This window comes from Collinsella sp. OM06-18AC, assembly GCF_003438785.1.
Taxonomy (GTDB): domain Bacteria; phylum Actinomycetota; class Coriobacteriia; order Coriobacteriales; family Coriobacteriaceae; genus Collinsella.
Map to the genome: position 1 here is coordinate 60,854 of NZ_QSTX01000012.1, position 16,828 is coordinate 77,681.

Here is a 16,828-nt window from a genome sequence, read left to right on the forward strand (position 1 = left end):
GCGGCGTGTTTTTGTTGGAGGAGAACGCATGCGGCCCGGTGGCACTCAGACAAAGCGCGGCGCCGCGGTGCGCATGCGACGCCGACTGGGCTTGGCGCCGCGGGCGTACGCACTGCTGTCTTGCTCGCTGGTGCTGGTCATAGCTGGCGTTTCTGCCTATGGCATGACCGTGCCGTCCATGATGCAGGCACATGCCGCACGCGAACCGCGCGTGGGGCATGAGGTCAAAAGTGACCTGGGGACCACGACTGGATATGCTTGGGCAAGTGTGGTCGCGCATATTGTGTTTGGCACCGGCGACGCGGACGGCGCCGAGGCCCCGGACAACGAAGTCACGCTTGCCAATGGCAAAACCATCGTGCTCACCAACACCAAGATCATCGATCGGTTGTCCAACAATAGCGTGGCGGCAACGGTGAATAAGGTCGAGCAGCAGAAGGAGCAGGACGCCCAGCAGTCCGGAAAGCCCGGTAGCTCGGATACTTCTGGCTCCGGCTCGGATTCGTCGAGTTCGGGCGGTGGCTCTGGGTCGGGTTCCTCTGCCGGAGGGTCTGGAAACGGCGGCTCGACGGGCGGCAACACTGACAACGATGCAAACTCCGGTGGCCTTTCCGCTGCTGAGGAAGAGAGCATTCACAGCTGGCTTGTGACCAAGTACAACATGCTCGACGGCTATGTTTCTCGTGCCAATGACGTGGTCTCGACCTATAACTCTACGGGAGATCCCAGGCCGTGCGACAGCCTGGTCGGGGAGATGTTTGTCATTCGAGCCGAGTTCGGTCGTCAGACATTCTCGCCCCGGTCAAAGTGGTATCAGCAGTATGCCAATCTGTGGGGCTGTTACACCAACCTATGTCAATGGGTCGGCCATTACGGCGATGATGACGTCGCGCTCGGTAACTTCAACAATAACGTGGCGGCGCTTGCCCTATGATGACCGATCTTGCATCCACCACACCACAATCGCTCGGTCGCGATCCCATGGTCGGCCTGCGCCTGGCGCGTGTCGACGGGTTTGAGCCGGCCATTGCGCTCGGTCAGGACGAACTGCCTGCCTATCTGCGTCGTTTTACGATACTGTTTGCCGACGATGCCACCATGCGCCGTGGCGGTATCGGCCGCGTGACGCGTGCCGTCAACGCCCAAGGCGAGGCCGTGGCACTCAAGCAGCTCATCTTGCCAACGTGCGATGAGTTTGACGATGCCGCCGCCCATGAGGCGCTGGTCGCCAAGTTCAAAGCGGCGTTTCGCGAGGAATACGAATGCCATCGCGCCCTTTCGGGCCTTAAGGGCTTTCCCCGCCTCTATGGCTGGGGCGAGGTCGACGGTGTGCCTGCAATTGTCATGGAATGGGTCGAGGGCGAGACGCTCGCCCGCTTGCGCTCGCGCTTTGCCGTGGACGATGCCGGCCGCCTATCGCCGCTTGTGGCGGCGCGTCTGGGTCGCGACCTGTTCGATCTGCTCTGCCGTATGAGCCTGGTGGGCGAGGGCTTTGTCCATCGCGATATCTCGCCCGCTAATATTATGGTGCGTACGGCGCGTCTACCGCTTGACCGGCAGCTTGCCGAGGGCACCTTTGACCTGTGCCTGATCGACTTTGGCTCGTCGCTGGCGCTTGAGCCTGCGTCGGCCGTGGCCGGTACCGGCGGCAAGGCGTCGTTTACGGAGCGCTATGCCACGCTGCGTCGCGCGACGGTTGCCTATGCCCCGCCCGAGATGCTCACCGACGATATTCCCGACCTGCGCGCTTTGCGTATGTCGCCGGCGATCGACGTCTATGCCGCAGCAAGCACGGTTTACGAGCTCATTGCCGGCGCCGCGCCATACGAAGCCGCGCCGAGCACTTCGGGCACCTCGGGTTCGCGCAAAAAGACGCGCGACATCGCCAGCCCCTACCGTCTCAAGATGGACACGCTGCCCGACTATCCCATTGGTGCCCATGCGCCCGGTTGCGATTTGACTCAGCTGCTTCGTCGTGAGCCCGATGTGGCGCTCGCTGCGGCCGAGCAGGCCCAGCAGCTGGGGCTTGAGCCGGATTCCGAGGAGCTACGCGATGCGCTGGCGTTTGTCGATGCCCAGCTGTTCGACGTGGTGATGGCCTGTCTGTCCAGCCATCAAAAAGATCGTCCCGAGCCGGCGGCGGTCGAGGCGGCGCTCTCGGCGTTTTGTGACCACTATGCGCAAAATGTCGGTCGTTCGCTCCGCGGCGAGCCGCTCACGCCGTGCCCCATGGATGCGTCTGGCCGCGCGGTTCGTCGCGCGCTGATGGTCGGCGCGACGGTCGTCTGTGGCGTGGTTTGGGCTGTGGTCGTGGTTTCGGCCGCGCTGCTGGCGTCGGGCGCTCGCGTGACGGCGACTTTGGGATCGCTCGTGTGGTCTGGGTCGCTACCGGGTATTATTGCCGCACTGGCGTTGGCGCTGCCAGGCATAGCCGGCGTTGCCGCGGGGGCACTTGCGCGCGATCGGCGCTCGGGCTTCCTGCAGGGTGTGCTTGCGCTTTCTGCCTGCGAGGTTCCGGTGCTGGTTGTGGCTGCATGTAGCGTATTTTCCCAACGCGCCGTGATGGGCGGCCTTGTTGCCGCTCTGGTTGCAACCTATACGCTTACGTGGTTTTTGCTTGCGATGGGCTTTGCCTTTGAACTTCCCGTTTCGGCACCGCGACGCACAAAAGCCCAGATGGCGACTCCGCTTGCCGGTGGAGCCGCAGCTGTCCGTACTTTTGGCGGACCTGTCGAAGTATCGTCCGATTCTATTTCTACGACCAAGGAGGCCTAGGTCATGGCATCTCAAGTTGAGCTCACCCCATGCGGGGCCATGTTTGACATCTTTAAGCGCGCAGCGCATCTGAGCCATATCGAGCTGTGCGGCTTGGTGCTTTCGTCCCGTCCGCTCGCCGACGGCCGCAGCCCGCAGAGCCGAGCCGCCGATCGCTCTTGGGTTTCCCGCTTTATCGTTCGCGCGCCGGTCGGCACGCTTCAGCAGCGCTACTTTGCCGAATACGGTACCTCGGCTGCGCGTATTATGTCGCAACTGGCCCTGCGCCAGCGCAACCCCATGGACCCCACGGCTGTAATCAATATGGTGTGCGGTCCTGCAGGTGAACCGATGGTACGCGCGCTCGAAGAGTGCCACCAGGACACGAATCTCTATCGCAACGCGCTCGATCGCCTGTCCCAGGCGGCGGAACTCATGCCCGCCGAGCGCGCCGAGGTCGTGCTGGTGCTGTTTGTCGCCGTCGGTTGTTCGGCGGATGTGCGGTCCTCGGTGAACTATGCCATCGACTACGCGAACGCGACCTGCGGCGGAGGCACATCCACGCCGCGTTCGCTTGGCATGTCGCTGACTGCGGGCGAACGCGAACCCGCCCCGGCGCACCCTTTGGGCTTGCTGCGCGTGCAAAACAGTTTTGTCGTGAGCGCCCCGCGCTGGATTCAGCCGAGTGAGCAGGGTGTTGAGATTGGCGCGCTGGCCACTGGTGAGGGCGATATTACCGACGTCGGCGACGATGTCTCGGCCCGCCATGCCCATATCTGGTGCGATGCTCAAAATATCTGGCACGTCGAGGACTTGTCGTCCACCAACGGAACCGTGGTGGTAAACGGGGCCACGCGCGTTTGCATTCAGGTCGAGCCCGGCCGTTCCGCCCAGCTCAATCCCGGCGACGAGCTCAAGCTCGGCGAATCCACTACCTATGCCATCCTCTTCGGTGCCCTCTAGCCGGCAGTTAAGGACGTTCCTTTTCTGCCGGCACTTGGGGACACTCCTCGGCGCGCCAGAGCCGGTCGCCTGGGGATGGAGAGGCCATTTTGGCCCTTGGCGGTCAGTCGGGGCGAAACTAGAAGATCTTTCCGATTCGCGGCTGTTCATGCTTGTAGAGCATCTAAAACAATAGGATGTTATTCTGGAATATGCCGGGTGCGTGAACTTGCCTGTCTTAGCCTTAATAAGGTATAGGGGAGTTTGGCTCAGGGGTTCCGTGTTGTTCTTCAGCGCAGTATTGTGGGACAGATTTGCTGAGATTGGCGCCTTACACCGCAGAGCGCACGGAAGGCTCTCGATTTGTGTTCTGGCCCCAGAATACAGGGCCTGATACTTACCAACTGTGGCATGGATGTAACATCTGTAGAAATCAACCCTTTTGTTGTCGACCTTTGTAAGAAAAACACTGCCATCAACTCTTTGGATGACGAAACTAGGGTGCTTGAGGGGAGCCTTTACTCCCCTCTGAGAGATGACTCATGTTTTTCGCTTGTCGTTGTGAATCCTCCGTTACTGCCGATTCCGGATGAGATTCCTTATCCCTTCGTTTGAGATGGAGGACAATCGGGTCTGGATAAAACACTTCGTATTCTTAAGGGTGGCGATACGCATTTAGAGAAAAACGGTAAATACTGCTAATAGGGGTGACGACGATGGTGCGGGGGCGACCCGCGATGCTCTCATCAATACGTCGGATACTTGGGAAATCAGGTCTAGATGCATGTATGATGATGCTGTGTGGCTATTCAATTAATCCGCGTTCCGAATGGGTGCAGGGTATAGCTGCGACATCGTATGCTTTTGACCCGGCGCGATACTCAGATATTTCTGAGGCGGTTGACGAAGTTTATACGCACTATGCCGCGCAAGGCGTTTCGGAAGTTTGCACATCTACGTTACGGGCTTAGGTTTCTTCAAGCGAGCAGGCCGGTTGCGTTATTTCGAGCGATTTTTCTAGTCTAGACGACAAAAGGCAAAGGATTTGATGGGTATAAAACGCGGACGTTTGTGGGCGGATGCTCAAATCTATTGTGGCAATCGGGCGGTTGAAAAAGATATTTCAACCGCCCGATTGCCAGGTTCGTCGGAGGAGATGTCCGATTCCGACTCTCTTGTAGGAAGAGCTTGAGATCGTATTGGCCCAAGGCAATCTTAAAGCAGTCTCATTGGCAAATCTTCGCTCCTGTTGTGTTGAGGTGTAAGGTATCAGTGATTGATGTTTTGTGGCGGGTAGATTGGGGCCTTCCTTGATTCGATGCGTTCTCTCGAGGTTCATCAGAGCAAAAGGGGCTTTCGTCTTCATTGCTATCACGGTGATTGGAACCGCTCTCTCCTATGCCATGCCATACGTGAACGGGAAATTCTTAGATTTTCTTCTCGGTAACCGCAGCGAAAGAGACGCCGTACTCTTCGCGCTCCTGGTTGCGTCAATAGGAGTTTTCTCCACCCTCTTTACTTATTTTGCAGGAACACTTTCCATTCGCATAACCACGAGACTTTCCTTTGATCTTCTCAGGGAGGCCGTCTTGCGTTTTGAAAGAGACGATTACTTGGTGAGTCGGACCATCGATCCAGCCTATACAACGCAACGGATTATTTCCGACTCTAGCGTGGTCTCATCCTTCGTTTTGGCGAATTTTATCAGTGCGCCGCTGTCCATTGTAGCCATTCCCATCGTATTGCTTATCATATGGTCAATTGATTCAACTCTCGCGGTGTTTTCCATCATTCTCCTCATCGTGTATTTCTGTGTAATTACTGGGTTGAGGAAACTTTTGTATAGGGTCACGTATGAGAAGAAAGAGGCGGACAGCGCCTTTTACGCCGCAATTGCATCGCAGCTTAATCAGATTCTCAACATTCAACTGACATCTTCGTACGGCAAGAGCGAACAAGCGCTCGACGCTGGGTTTAAGAGCTATTTTCCCAAAGTTTTGCGCTCCGGAAAGCTATCATATTCTCTGACATCGCTCGATGGTCTTTTCGCAGCGTTGTTTCAAGCGGTGATACTTGTTGTTTCCGGAGTACGAATCATTAACGGAACTATGTCAATAGGCGAGTACACTATCATCGGTACATACTTCGCGGTTCTCTTTAAGACTTTGAAAAGTATGATGTCATTGTTCAAATCCTATCAAGATGCCAAAGCATCATGGGATAGGACGGCTATCGCGACGAGAGAAAAGGAGAGATCGGGGTGGAATCGGACCGATTTAGCTAAACTCGATGAAATAAATGACATTTCGGTATCTGATTTGGAATTCTCGGTTGCCCTTCCAGACGGATCTGTCCGAGAGGTCCTCGGCGGGTTTTCTTTCAAGTTTTCCGGTCCTGGTACATATTGCATAGTTGGGGAAAACGGAAGAGGCAAGACGTCACTTCTTTACTTGATGCTCGGGCTATACTCATCGAAAGGCAAAGTAAAATACAACGGCGTGCCAATCGAAGAATGCGACTTGGATTACATACGTGCGAGAGAGATATCGTGCTGCCCACAGTCGTGCTTCGCGCCGGACGAAACGGTGAAAGAGCTGTTAGAGTATTTCGACACGCCCTTTTCTTCCTATCACCGGGGTGTAGATGGCCTACTTTCGCTGGAAAACAGCGTGAAGGAGTTGCTCGGGAAACGTTGCTCCGCGCTTTCGGGCGGTGAGCTGCGCCGAGTGTACTTATGGTCGGCGATTTCACGCAAGTCGTCAGTTTTGGTACTCGACGAGCCCACGACTGGGTTAGACGCTGTAAGCCGCGCCGAGCTTGCGGCCTATGTTAAGCGCAACAAGCAAAGCCAGCTGATCATCATTGTCTCTCACGATGACGAGATGGTCGGCGCGGTAGAAGGGGTAGTGGATTTAGGCAGCATGTACCGGGGTAAATGCTGACAAGTGTAGTGCTACCCAACTGACAGAGATAACAAAAAAGCGATGCAGATGCACGTAGCATTCAGTCGGTTCGGACTCGGTGCCTTCACGCCATCGCAACGCTTTCAGATATAGTTCTCATTCTCTTACTAAAGGAAACTTTAGTCTACGTTGTCTTGTCGAGACAGAGGTGAAGCGAAGTGTTGTCGCGACGTATCTTATTCCAGGTGGCTCAGTATCATCGTGAGAATCACACCAAAGTGTACTTACAATTCTCGTGTCCCACGGACAACATGAGCTGAGCATTGAGGTTCCACCCTTTGCTGCAACTACACGGGGTTGGACGGCAATGAATATGCCGGGCCGCATGCCACGCGCAGCGGGGGTCCATGCCCCAGTATGTTGCCTACAGCAGCCTCGATGTCCACGCACACATCATCTCTGCCTTCGTGTTCAATCCGTTTGCCGGAGAGTGCGAGGGTTACAAGGCCGTAGAATACGAGCCGAACAAATGAAATGCGGTATCGACGCATAGGATTAAACTGACGATTGCTTTGCACCGAAAATACGCCCGGAAAGCCGCTATGGGTGGCGGCCCGGGTTAAATTGAGAGGCCCGTCCGATCACTTTCATGTGACGAACGGTCGGGCTTCTTATTCCACTTGCCAATGCTCGGCTCATATTGGAAGAAAGCTACGCTAATGTTTGCGTGATACTCCTATTTTTTCCGAAGAAAGAATCGGATAATGAAGAATAACAATAAAAAAGGTGCCAGATATAAAGCAAGTACAAAGGTTAATCCAACGAGACCTTGCAATAATGGCATAACTCCTCCCAGACACGAGATTTTGGTATTTGTCCCCATCTTATTTTGAATTGGACCAAATAGTTCCTAGACACAAAAACTACTCGTCAACTGGATCGCACCAATCTGCTGGCAAAACACAGCTTGATTCTTTATCGACATAGCACCAATCCGCAACAGGGCACTCGGCGATGTCGTAAAAATTGCATATATCAACTCCAAGACAACAAGGCTCAACGGGAGTATGTTCATTTGAACCAACAGGATGGATATGCTTCATAACAGCTCCTCACCTTAATCCAATTAGAGACTACGTTTGATCAATGCCACAGTGATCTACAACGCAGATGCTGCCGCCATCCATGTCATAGTCGCAGTAATCGTATGCACCACAGCCATCTGCTTTATCATAAACAGTACAGATGTCAGTAATGCCCAAGAGGCAGTCAAAAGACATCGGCTTCACGCCTGCCTCGTCGCCACTTCCTGGATTAATCGGATGAATATGCTTCACGACTACCTCCCTTTGAGTGCAGAAAAACCTCAATATTGTGTATAACAAACCAAGATGTCTAGTTCACCATATTTCTAGAATGGTTTCGGCGAACGTAGCAATAAGCTTCGCAGACGGTAATCAGAAGAACGAACACCTCCACAATGGTGACAGCAATGCGCTGAACCGCTTATTCCGATACAGTAGCTTCTCGTTGATTTTTCTCCTGCGAAGATGAGTGGCGGGAAATAAGGTCAAAAGCCATCTCGTAGCACATTTTTCTATATTCACATGATGCAGGGTGTAGACTCTTGGGCAAGTAGCCGTGCTCGTCTGCAGCCTCCCAGCTACAGCCCCCACCACAGAAAGACCGAGCCCAACAGTCCGTACAGTCAATTCTTTTTTCGACACCCTGACTCCAGTTTTCAATATACCTAGTTTCGTCAATTCCGGTGACGATGTTGCCCATTTTGAATCGCATCATCCCGACAAACCTGTGACAGGGGTATACGTCCCCTTCGGGAGTCACGGAAATAAAACGCCTGCCAGCCCCGCATCCGACAAAGGCGATCCTGTTGCTCATAATCAAATCAACTGCAGTTTTCAATGTTCTAAACAAGGGCTTTTCCCCTTGATCAATCTGTTTGAGATATTGATCCGCCAAATCTATTAGGCCCGCCCTGATTTTGTTTAATGAGTGTTCGTCGAGTTTGATATTCTCATCGAATGAGCTCACGGGCGAGAAGTAAATCCTTCTGAAGCCCATCTCTTTAAACTGAAGATAGTCTTCAACAAGGTTACGGTTATTATTTGTTAAGGTCGCTCTTGCGCCGAAGGGGAACGACTCGGAAAAACGACGAACGTTTTTGTCGATATCGGAGAAAGAGCCGCCTCCCGTCTTGTACGGGCGCGATGCATCGTGCTTGCATCCTGTACCATCGAGACTAATCAGAACAGAAAACCCGTGCTCCTTGAAAGAATTCACAGCAGTGTCATTCAAAAGCGTTCCGTTGGTCGTAATAGAATAGGTAAAGTTTCTATTGGGGTATATTCTTTTTGAATAGTCGACCGTTTTCCATATCAGCGGCTCGTTAATCATGGGTTCCCCACCAAAAAAGACGATTGCAAGCGTTTCGTTTTCCGATGAACTTGCGACGAGGTAGTCGACCGCCTTGAAGGCTATCTCGTCTGTCATCAGCAGAGGAGACGTTCCATAATCTCCTTTACCGGCAAAACAGTAACTACAACCAAGGTTGCATGCATGTGAAACGTGGAGTTCGATGGATCTAAGTTTTCGAGGCGTGTCTTTTGTTAAGAAAGTCCGCTCAGACAATCGTTGATACTCATCAATGTCGTCTTCAAGTTCTGCTATGGTCGTTTGGTCGTAGCCTTTCGCAGCAAGTGACTTTGTTAGCAACTTCGAGTTGACCGTTCTTCCCGATGCTTCAAATATGCGAAGCGCATCTTCTGATGCTTGGTCAACCTGAAAGCAATTGCGAGTGACCTCATCGAAGCAGTAACGACGATCACTTACTGAGAAAAAATGCATACGTTCCTCAATTTCATGCTGGACTGGCACTAACCTTGTTTATTGTTACGCAGCTATAAAAAACCACCAGCGGGGATTCGGTGTGCGGCCCAATCGGACTCCCAAAAGGTTCTATTTGAGACTGGCAAGCTTTGTGTTGTTGGCACTTCGACAGCGCTCTTTATTCCAACATGGAGCCTCGCAGTTTGAGTCGACTTGCCTCTGGAAGGTCCGATCTCAACTTGATTTAGGATGAAAACAGATTACAGGCGCGCTCCTCTAGAAAGAAAGGAAACCAATCGCCGCCTTTCACCAGGAAAGTTTTTATAGCCCACCTCGAGCAAAATGAAAGATGCGAGAGCGATTGGGGAACAACGCGAATCTCCCCTTTTGGGTGGGAGCGAGCCTTCAGCCACCGGCGAACGACTCGCCCTGGTCAGAATCTGGAAGTGGTGCCGGGCCGCTTGGGCCTCCCCGGTGACTTCGTGGGGCTTACCTGCCTGACGTCGAGGAGTACATCCGCAAGATTCGTTCCCTATGCCGTTTGCTCTCACGCCCGCCTTGGTTCCAAGTCGGGCGAGCACGAGGTCGCGCCGGCGCATCCGCTGGGACTGCTGCGCGTGCAAAACGGCTACGCGGTGAGCGTCCCGCGCTGGATTCAGCCGAGTGAGGAAGGCGTCGAGATCGGCGCGCTGGCAACGGGGGAGGGCGGCATCACCGATGTGGGCGATGACGTTTCGGCTCGCCATGCCCACGTGTGGTGCGATGACCAAAATGTCTGGTACGTTGAGGACCTGTCGTCCACCAACGGAACCGTGGTGGTAAACGACGCGACGAACGTCTGCACCCAGGTCGAGCCCGGCCGCTCCGCCCAGCTCAACCCCGGTGACGAGCTCAAGCTCGGAGAATCCACAACCTACGCCATCCTCCTCGGCGCCCTCTGACTCATCTCCTAAATAAGTTGCGGTGAAATAGGGGCTGTTTAAGGCTACGGCCGGCAAAAACAGTTCCTATTTCACCGCAGCTGCCATTTGGTCCCTCGGTGACGGAAGGATCAATTTTGCCCTTGATGGTCACCCAAGGTAAACCTTTACCGCCCGCCTATATTTGCCGAAATTACACTTGACGGCGGGGTACAATAAACCCGCATGCGGATTTCCGTTGCGGGCGCTTCCCATCGCCGGGGCGTGCCCGGGAGCATCCGGCATGCGGCCTTTGCGGCGCTCGGTCATGTGCAAGACGGGTAGCTGGGCTTGTGGAGCGCGTGCAGCCCTCCTCGCCTCGGCATGCCTTCTCTCCACGCCATGTACCTGCTGCTGAGCCTGCCTGCCAGATGATTGGAAGCAACAGCGAAAATCCCATCACGCCAACATCCCGGCGATCGCCGGGGCCTGTATACCTATATGAGAGGAGAGGGGTATATGGCGCGTAAGTTTAAGTCTATGGACGGCAACGAGGCGGCCGCATATGTTTCGTATGCGTACACCGAGGTAGCGGGAATCTATCCCATTACGCCGTCCAGCCCGATGGCCGACCATGTCGACCAGTGGGCGGCCCAGGGTCGCAAGAATATCTTCGGCACCCCGGTCAAGGTCGTCGAGATGGAGTCCGAGGCAGGTGCAGCCGGTACCGTTCACGGTTCGCTGGGCGCCGGTGCTCTGACCACCACCTACACGGCTTCTCAGGGTCTGCTCCTGATGATCCCGAACATGTACAAGATCGCGGGCGAGCAGCTCCCGGGCGTCTTCCACGTCTCCGCGCGTTGCGTCGCTTCCCACGCCCTGAACATCTTTGGCGATCACTCCGACGTCATGGCCTGCCGCCAGACCGGTTTCGCCATGCTCGCCGAGGGCAACGTCCAGGAGGTCATGGACCTCTCGCCGGTGGCTCACCTTGCCGCCATCGAGGGTAAGACCCCGTTCCTTAACTTCTTCGACGGCTTCCGCACCAGCCACGAGATCCAGAAGGTCGCCATGTGGGACTACAAGGATCTGGCCGAGATGTGCGACATGGACGCCGTCCAGGCTTTCCGCGATCACGCGCTCAACCCTGAGCACCCGCACACCCGCGGCAGCCACGAGAACGGCGACATCTTCTTCCAGAACCGCGAGGCCTGCAACAGGGTCTACGACGAGCTTCCCGCCGTCGTCGAGGGCTACATGAAGAAGATCAACGAGAAGCTCGGCACCGATTACGGCCTGTTCAACTACTACGGCGCTCCCGATGCCGATCGCGTCGTCGTGTGCATGGGTTCCTTCTGCGACGTGCTCGAGGAAGTCATCGACTACCTCAACGCTCACGGCGAGAAGGTCGGCCTGGTCAAGGTTCGCCTGTTCCGTCCGTTCTCCATCAAGCACTTTGTCGACGTTCTCCCCGAGACCGTCAAGAAGATTGCCGTCATGGACCGCACCAAGGAGCCGGGTTCCATCGGCGAACCGCTCTACCAGGACGTCGTTTCCGCTCTCTACGAGGCCGGCAAGACGGGCATCAAGGTTGTCGGCGGCCGTTACGGCCTGGGCGGCAAGGACACGCCTCCCGCGTCCGCGTTCGCTGTCTTCGAGGAGCTTAAGAAGGACGAGCCCAAGCGTGAGTTCACCATCGGCATTGTCAATGACGTGACCAACCTGAGCCTGCCCGAGGCCGAGGATGCGCCCAACACCGCAGCCCCCGGCACCATCGAGTGCAAGTTCTGGGGTCTGGGTGGCGACGGTACCGTCGGTGCCAACAAGAACTCGATCAAGATCATCGGCGACCACACCGACAAGTACGTTCAGGCCTACTTCCAGTACGACTCCAAGAAGACCGGCGGTGTCACCGTCTCGCACCTGCGCTTTGGTGATTCCCCGATCCGCTCGCCGTACTACGTGACCAAGGCCGACTTTGTCGCTTGTCACAACCCCAGCTACATCGTCAAGGGCTTCAAGATGGTCCGCGACGTCAAGCCGGGCGGCACCTTCCTGGTCAACTGCCAGTGGAGCGACGAGGAGTTCGCCGAGCACATGCCCGCCGTGGCTAAGCGCTACATCGCGAACAACAACGTCAACGTCTACCTGATCGACGCTATCGACCTGGCTGCCAAGGTCGGCATGGGCAAGCGCACCAACACGGTGCTCCAGTCCGCCTTCTTCGCGCTGGCCAAGGTCCTGCCCGCCGAGGACGCCCTGCAGTACATGAAGGACGCGGCTACCAAGTCCTACATGAAGAAGGGCCAGGCCATCGTCGACGCCAACCACAAGGCTATCGATGCCGGCGCTACCGCCTTCCGTAAGTTCGAGGTTCCGGCCGACTGGGCAACTGCCGAGGATGCCGCTCCCGTCGAGCTCTCCGAGGAGACCAAGTCCGCCATCGCCCAGCAGGTCAAGAACCTGCTCGAGCCCATCGATCGCATGGATGGTGACAGCCTGCCTGTTTCCGCCTTTGCCGATTGCGCCGACGGCCAGTTTGAGCTGGGCGCCTCCGCATACGAGAAGCGCGGCGTCGCCGTGGTCGTTCCTCACTGGGACGAGACCAAGTGCATCCAGTGTAACCAGTGCGCTTATGTGTGCCCGCATGCCACCATCCGTCCGTTCGCGATGACCGAGGACGAGGCTGCCGCCGCGCCCGAGGCTACCCGCACGCTCGACGCTATGGGCCCCAAGGCCAAGGGCATGAAGTTCACCATGGCCGTGTCCCCGCTCGACTGCATGGGCTGCACCAACTGCGTCAAGGTTTGCCCCAAGGGCGCCCTCGAGATGGTTCCCACCGAGCAGGAGATGGACCAGCAGCCCGTTTGGGACTACATGGTCGAGAACGTCTCCGAGAAGAAGGAACTCATCGCGGCCAACGTCAAGGGCAGCCAGTTTAAGCAGCCCTATCTGGAGTTCTCTGGCTCCTGCGCCGGCTGCGCCGAGACCGCCTATGCACGTCTGGTGACCCAGGTCGCCGGCGACCGCATGTTCATCTCCAACGCCACCGGCTGCTCCTCCATTTGGGGCAACCCCGCTGCCACCGCTCCGTATTGCAAGGACAAGGACGGTCACGGCCCGGCGTGGAACAACTCCCTGTTCGAGGACAATGCCGAGCACGGTCTGGGCATGGCCGTTGGCTATGAGGCCGTTCAGAAGAAGCTGATCGCTGCTACGCAGGAGATTATCGCCGCTGACGGTCCGTCCAACGAGCTCAAGGCCGCCGGTCAGGCTTGGATCGACTCCGTCAACGACGCCGAGGCCTCCAAGACCGCTGCCGCTGCCTACGTCGCCGAGCTCGAGAAGTGCGGCTGCGACGCTTCCAAGGCGATCCTCGCCGACAAGGCTTACCTCACCAAGAAGTCCTTCTGGATCTTCGGTGGCGACGGTTGGGCCTACGACATCGGCTTCGGTGGCCTGGACCACGTCCTGGCTTCCGGCCACAACGTCAACGTCTTCGTCTTCGATACCGAGGTCTACTCCAACACCGGCGGTCAGGCCTCCAAGGCTTCGAACCTGGGCCAGGTTGCTCAGTTCGCCGCTGCCGGCAAGGTGACCAAGAAGAAGTCCCTGGCCGAGATCGCTATGAGCTATGGCTACGTCTACGTGGCGCAGGTCGCCATGGGCGCCAACCCGGCTCAGACCCTCAAGGCCATCCACGAGGCCGAGGCCTACGACGGCCCGTCCCTCATCATCGGCTACAGCCCCTGCGAGATGCACTCCATCAAGAAGGGCGGCATGCAGAACTGCCAGGCCGAGATGAAGAAGGCTGTCGAGTGCGGTTACTGGAACCTCTTCCGCTTCAACCCCGAGGCCGCTGCCGGCAAGAAGTTCTCGCTCGATTCCAAGGAGCCCGCGGGCGGTTATCAGGAGTTCCTGATGAACGAGGCCCGTTACGCTTCGCTGACGCGTTCCTTCCCCGAGCGCGCCGAGGAGCTCTTCAAGGAGAACGAGCAGGCCGCCATGGACCGCTATCAGCACCTGCTGAAGCTCAAGACGGTGTACAACGAGGCCTAGGTCTCCCACCGCAGGATCTGAGGGCTAACCTTCGCGGACGTCCTCGGACATGAAAGAACCCCCGCTGCGCACTACGTGCGGCGGGGGTTCTTTCGTCCTGCGGAGTGTCCGCGAAGGTTAGACCTCAGATCCTGCTACGACTACGTCCTCGGATTGTGGGGCTGAACGAGGGGCGTGGTTGGTGGGGCCTTTTATCCCGGTCGCTGTTTCGCGGCTTTGCCGCGAAACCACGCGCTGCTTTGGGCATAGAGGGGGACCTGGTTGCGGACTCAGATGACCTAGAGAGATATGGGTGCAAACGAGAAATCGTTGTTGGGGTCGTCCTTTTCCATAAACTCATCGAGACAGAATGTCATATAGATTGGAACGTAAAGGATCTTGCCCTCTTTGCAAAGGTTTTCGTGGCTCAGCACAACGGCCTCGGGAATTTTGTACTCGCCCACACTCATCAAACGGTCGAGGGCTGCATGTGCTCGAACTTTCTTGCCCGATTTGACTTCGATTGGGACAACATGCCCGCGGGCACCTTCGATTACAAAGTCGACTTCACCGACCTCACGCGTTTGGTAGTACCACGTATCTGCTCCGAGGGCAACGAGTTCCTGTGCGACCACGTTCTCATAGAGGCCGCCGAGGTTGGGGGTTTTCATGTCAAGGTAGACGGCGCGTGCCGTGCTGCCGGGATGCCGCGATGCGAGCATACCTGTATCGGACTCGTATAGTTTAAAGGCCGTCGTTTTCTCCGTCCTCTTGAGAGGACTTCGTGCCTCCGTCACCTGGGGGACCATCAATCCAACGCCTGCGTTCACCAGCCATAGGAAATCCTGCTCGTATTTTTGAAGACGAGCTCCCTCGCCTAGAGACGAGACGATAAAGCGATGGGACTCCGCCTCAAGCTGAACGGGAATTTGCTCGAAAATGGAGCGAACGTTAAACGCTCGAGTCGATGCATATTTAGAGATATCGCTTTTGTACTGATCGACTAGCTGAATTTGAAGCTCACGCGTTCTCACGAGCGAATAGCCCGAATCGATATAGTTCTGAACGACCTCCGGCATGCCGCCGCAAACGATATAGGCTCTAAAGTTTTTGAGCATCGCCTCATGAATATAGTTTTCGACGGGACGTCTCTCGACAAGGCGGCTGCGAATATCTGCAAGCACATTTTCGCTGACGCTGTTTGCCCAACAAAACTCTTCAAAATCCATCGGCCGCATAACAATGTGCTCGACATACCCTACCGGAAAAGAAGAGATCCCCTTAAACTCAGTCCCAAGCATAGACCCCGAGAAGACATAGCTAAAGCGTCCGTCCTCGACCAGCGCCTTCATAAGTGTAACGATCTGCGGATACTCCTGAATCTCATCGACAAAGATAAGCGTATCTCCCTCAACAAGCGGTGCATCCGCAAGAAGGGCCACACGGTTGATGAAGTCAATGGAGTTCTTAGCGCCAACAAGTACGTCTCTTGCCTCGGCATCAAGTAGCAGATTGACCTCATAATACGAAGCGTAGTTGCTCTTTCCAAACGCGCGAATCGCATAGCTCTTGCCAATCTGACGCGCACCGGTAACAAGCAGGGCCTTATGGGAGTTATTCTTCCAGCTCAAAAGCCTATCAGTGACTTTGCGGCGTAGCATTAAAACACCTCATTGACAAAAATTGGCAAATAGATTTGCCCATAATCATACAAAAATTGACAAATAGATTTGACCCAAATCATACAAAAATTGGGAAATAGCAAAGCTCACTTAGGCCTCAAAGCCAGCGAGCCAGCACGGTACTTTGCGAAAAGGCTGGCGGCGCCGTTGTTGAGGGTGGCCAGGTTGACAGTGGCGCCGTTAGCGTTCTCGGCTGCTTGGGCGCGCAGGAGCGAAAGGGCGTCGGCAGCGTTCATGCAGAAGCCGACGGTAAAGTTCCATACTGCGAACTCGCAGTCGCTTGCCGCGGGGTGAAGCGCGATCGGCTATCCCTTATGTTGGATGAAAAGCCCCATGTTTTTGCAGGGGTGCATACTCGTCAAATTAATGTATAGAATCGCGTATAGTGCGAGTAAGATATTGCGCTGTCCGTTTTGTGTTTAGCAAAGATATAGTTTGCATAATCTGGTCTAATCCCTGCTCTATTTAAATAAAGTTGCACGTAAATGGCGTAGATATGCCTGAACTGGGCTTCTTTACGCTGAGCGGGTAAAATCGACCGTTCGCCGCTTAGGTATTTTCAAAATGAATAAAATGAGCGATAAAGAGAATATAAACCTTAATAAACTCGCGTATCGCACGGACGCGGGTTATTAATGGGTTGTAGGCCTTTTACAGAAAGGATTCCAGCAATGTCTAAGCCTCTTGGCAAGCCCGATCGTATTGTCGTCGCCCTCGGCGGCAACGCCCTCGGCAACAACCCCGTCGAGCAGATCGAGGCCGT

General features: G+C 55.6%; 11 protein-coding genes and 1 pseudogene. 7 read left to right on the top strand and 5 right to left on the bottom strand.

Going from position 1 to position 16,828, the window contains the following annotated elements; genetic code table 11:
- The first annotated feature begins 28 nt into the window (after positions 1-28).
- The 5 genes and pseudogenes from DXB86_RS08160 to DXB86_RS08180 all read left to right on the top strand — a co-directional run bounded on the left by DXB86_RS08160 (position 29) and on the right by DXB86_RS08180 (position 6,638).
- Positions 29-934 carry a hypothetical protein gene (locus DXB86_RS08160; protein WP_117564927.1) on the top strand — a complete coding sequence of 302 codons (906 nt, stop codon included), beginning with the start codon at positions 29-31 and terminating at the stop codon, positions 932-934.
- Positions 931-2,775 (top strand): hypothetical protein, encoded by a 1,845-nt coding sequence (locus DXB86_RS08165; RefSeq protein ID WP_117736772.1) that lies wholly within the window; start codon positions 931-933, stop codon positions 2,773-2,775. Before DXB86_RS08160 ends, DXB86_RS08165 begins: the two co-directional genes overlap by 4 nt.
- Before the next feature lie 3 nt (positions 2,776-2,778).
- Complete coding sequence (locus DXB86_RS08170) at positions 2,779-3,717, top strand: FHA domain-containing protein (protein ID WP_117736773.1); 939 nt, start codon at positions 2,779-2,781, stop codon at positions 3,715-3,717.
- Positions 3,718-4,044: 327 nt separating this feature from the next.
- A pseudogene (locus DXB86_RS10215) lies at positions 4,045-4,311 on the top strand (methyltransferase); the annotation flags it as partial.
- Positions 4,312-5,006: 695 nt separating this feature from the next.
- Positions 5,007-6,638, top strand: a complete 1,632-nt coding sequence (locus DXB86_RS08180) for an ABC transporter ATP-binding protein (protein WP_055310069.1) — start codon at positions 5,007-5,009, stop codon at positions 6,636-6,638.
- 884 nt (positions 6,639-7,522) lie between these two features.
- Here the strand turns inward: DXB86_RS08180 and DXB86_RS09925 are convergent.
- The 3 genes from DXB86_RS09925 to DXB86_RS08185 form a co-directional block, all read right to left on the bottom strand.
- Entirely contained in the window at positions 7,523-7,702 is a 180-nt protein-coding gene (locus DXB86_RS09925; RefSeq protein ID WP_128620790.1) for a hypothetical protein, read from the bottom strand.
- Positions 7,703-7,732: 30 nt separating this feature from the next.
- Positions 7,733-7,936, bottom strand: a complete 204-nt coding sequence (locus DXB86_RS09930; RefSeq protein ID WP_124785779.1) for a hypothetical protein — start codon at positions 7,934-7,936, stop codon at positions 7,733-7,735.
- 169 nt (positions 7,937-8,105) lie between these two features.
- Positions 8,106-9,464 (bottom strand): radical SAM protein, encoded by a 1,359-nt coding sequence (locus DXB86_RS08185; RefSeq protein ID WP_117736774.1) that lies wholly within the window; start codon positions 9,462-9,464, stop codon positions 8,106-8,108.
- A gap of 443 nt (positions 9,465-9,907) precedes the next feature.
- On the opposite strand from DXB86_RS08185, the gene DXB86_RS08190 reads away from it, so the two are divergent.
- Positions 9,908-10,387, top strand: coding sequence for an FHA domain-containing protein (locus tag DXB86_RS08190; RefSeq protein WP_187361855.1), 480 nt, complete (start codon positions 9,908-9,910; stop codon positions 10,385-10,387).
- Positions 10,388-10,864: 477 nt separating this feature from the next.
- Positions 10,865-14,404 (top strand): pyruvate:ferredoxin (flavodoxin) oxidoreductase, encoded by a 3,540-nt coding sequence (gene nifJ / locus DXB86_RS08195; RefSeq protein ID WP_117736775.1) that lies wholly within the window; start codon positions 10,865-10,867, stop codon positions 14,402-14,404.
- A 278-nt stretch (positions 14,405-14,682) separates the two neighbouring features.
- Here the strand turns inward: nifJ and DXB86_RS08200 are convergent, their stop codons facing one another.
- Both DXB86_RS08200 and DXB86_RS10000 read right to left on the bottom strand, forming a co-directional pair.
- A complete protein-coding gene (locus tag DXB86_RS08200; RefSeq protein ID WP_117736776.1) occupies positions 14,683-16,044 on the bottom strand; it encodes an ATP-binding protein in 1,362 nt (453 codons plus the stop codon).
- Positions 16,045-16,151: 107 nt separating this feature from the next.
- Positions 16,152-16,301, bottom strand: a complete 150-nt coding sequence (locus DXB86_RS10000) for a hypothetical protein (protein WP_156333784.1) — start codon at positions 16,299-16,301, stop codon at positions 16,152-16,154.
- Positions 16,302-16,828: the final 527 nt, after the last annotated feature.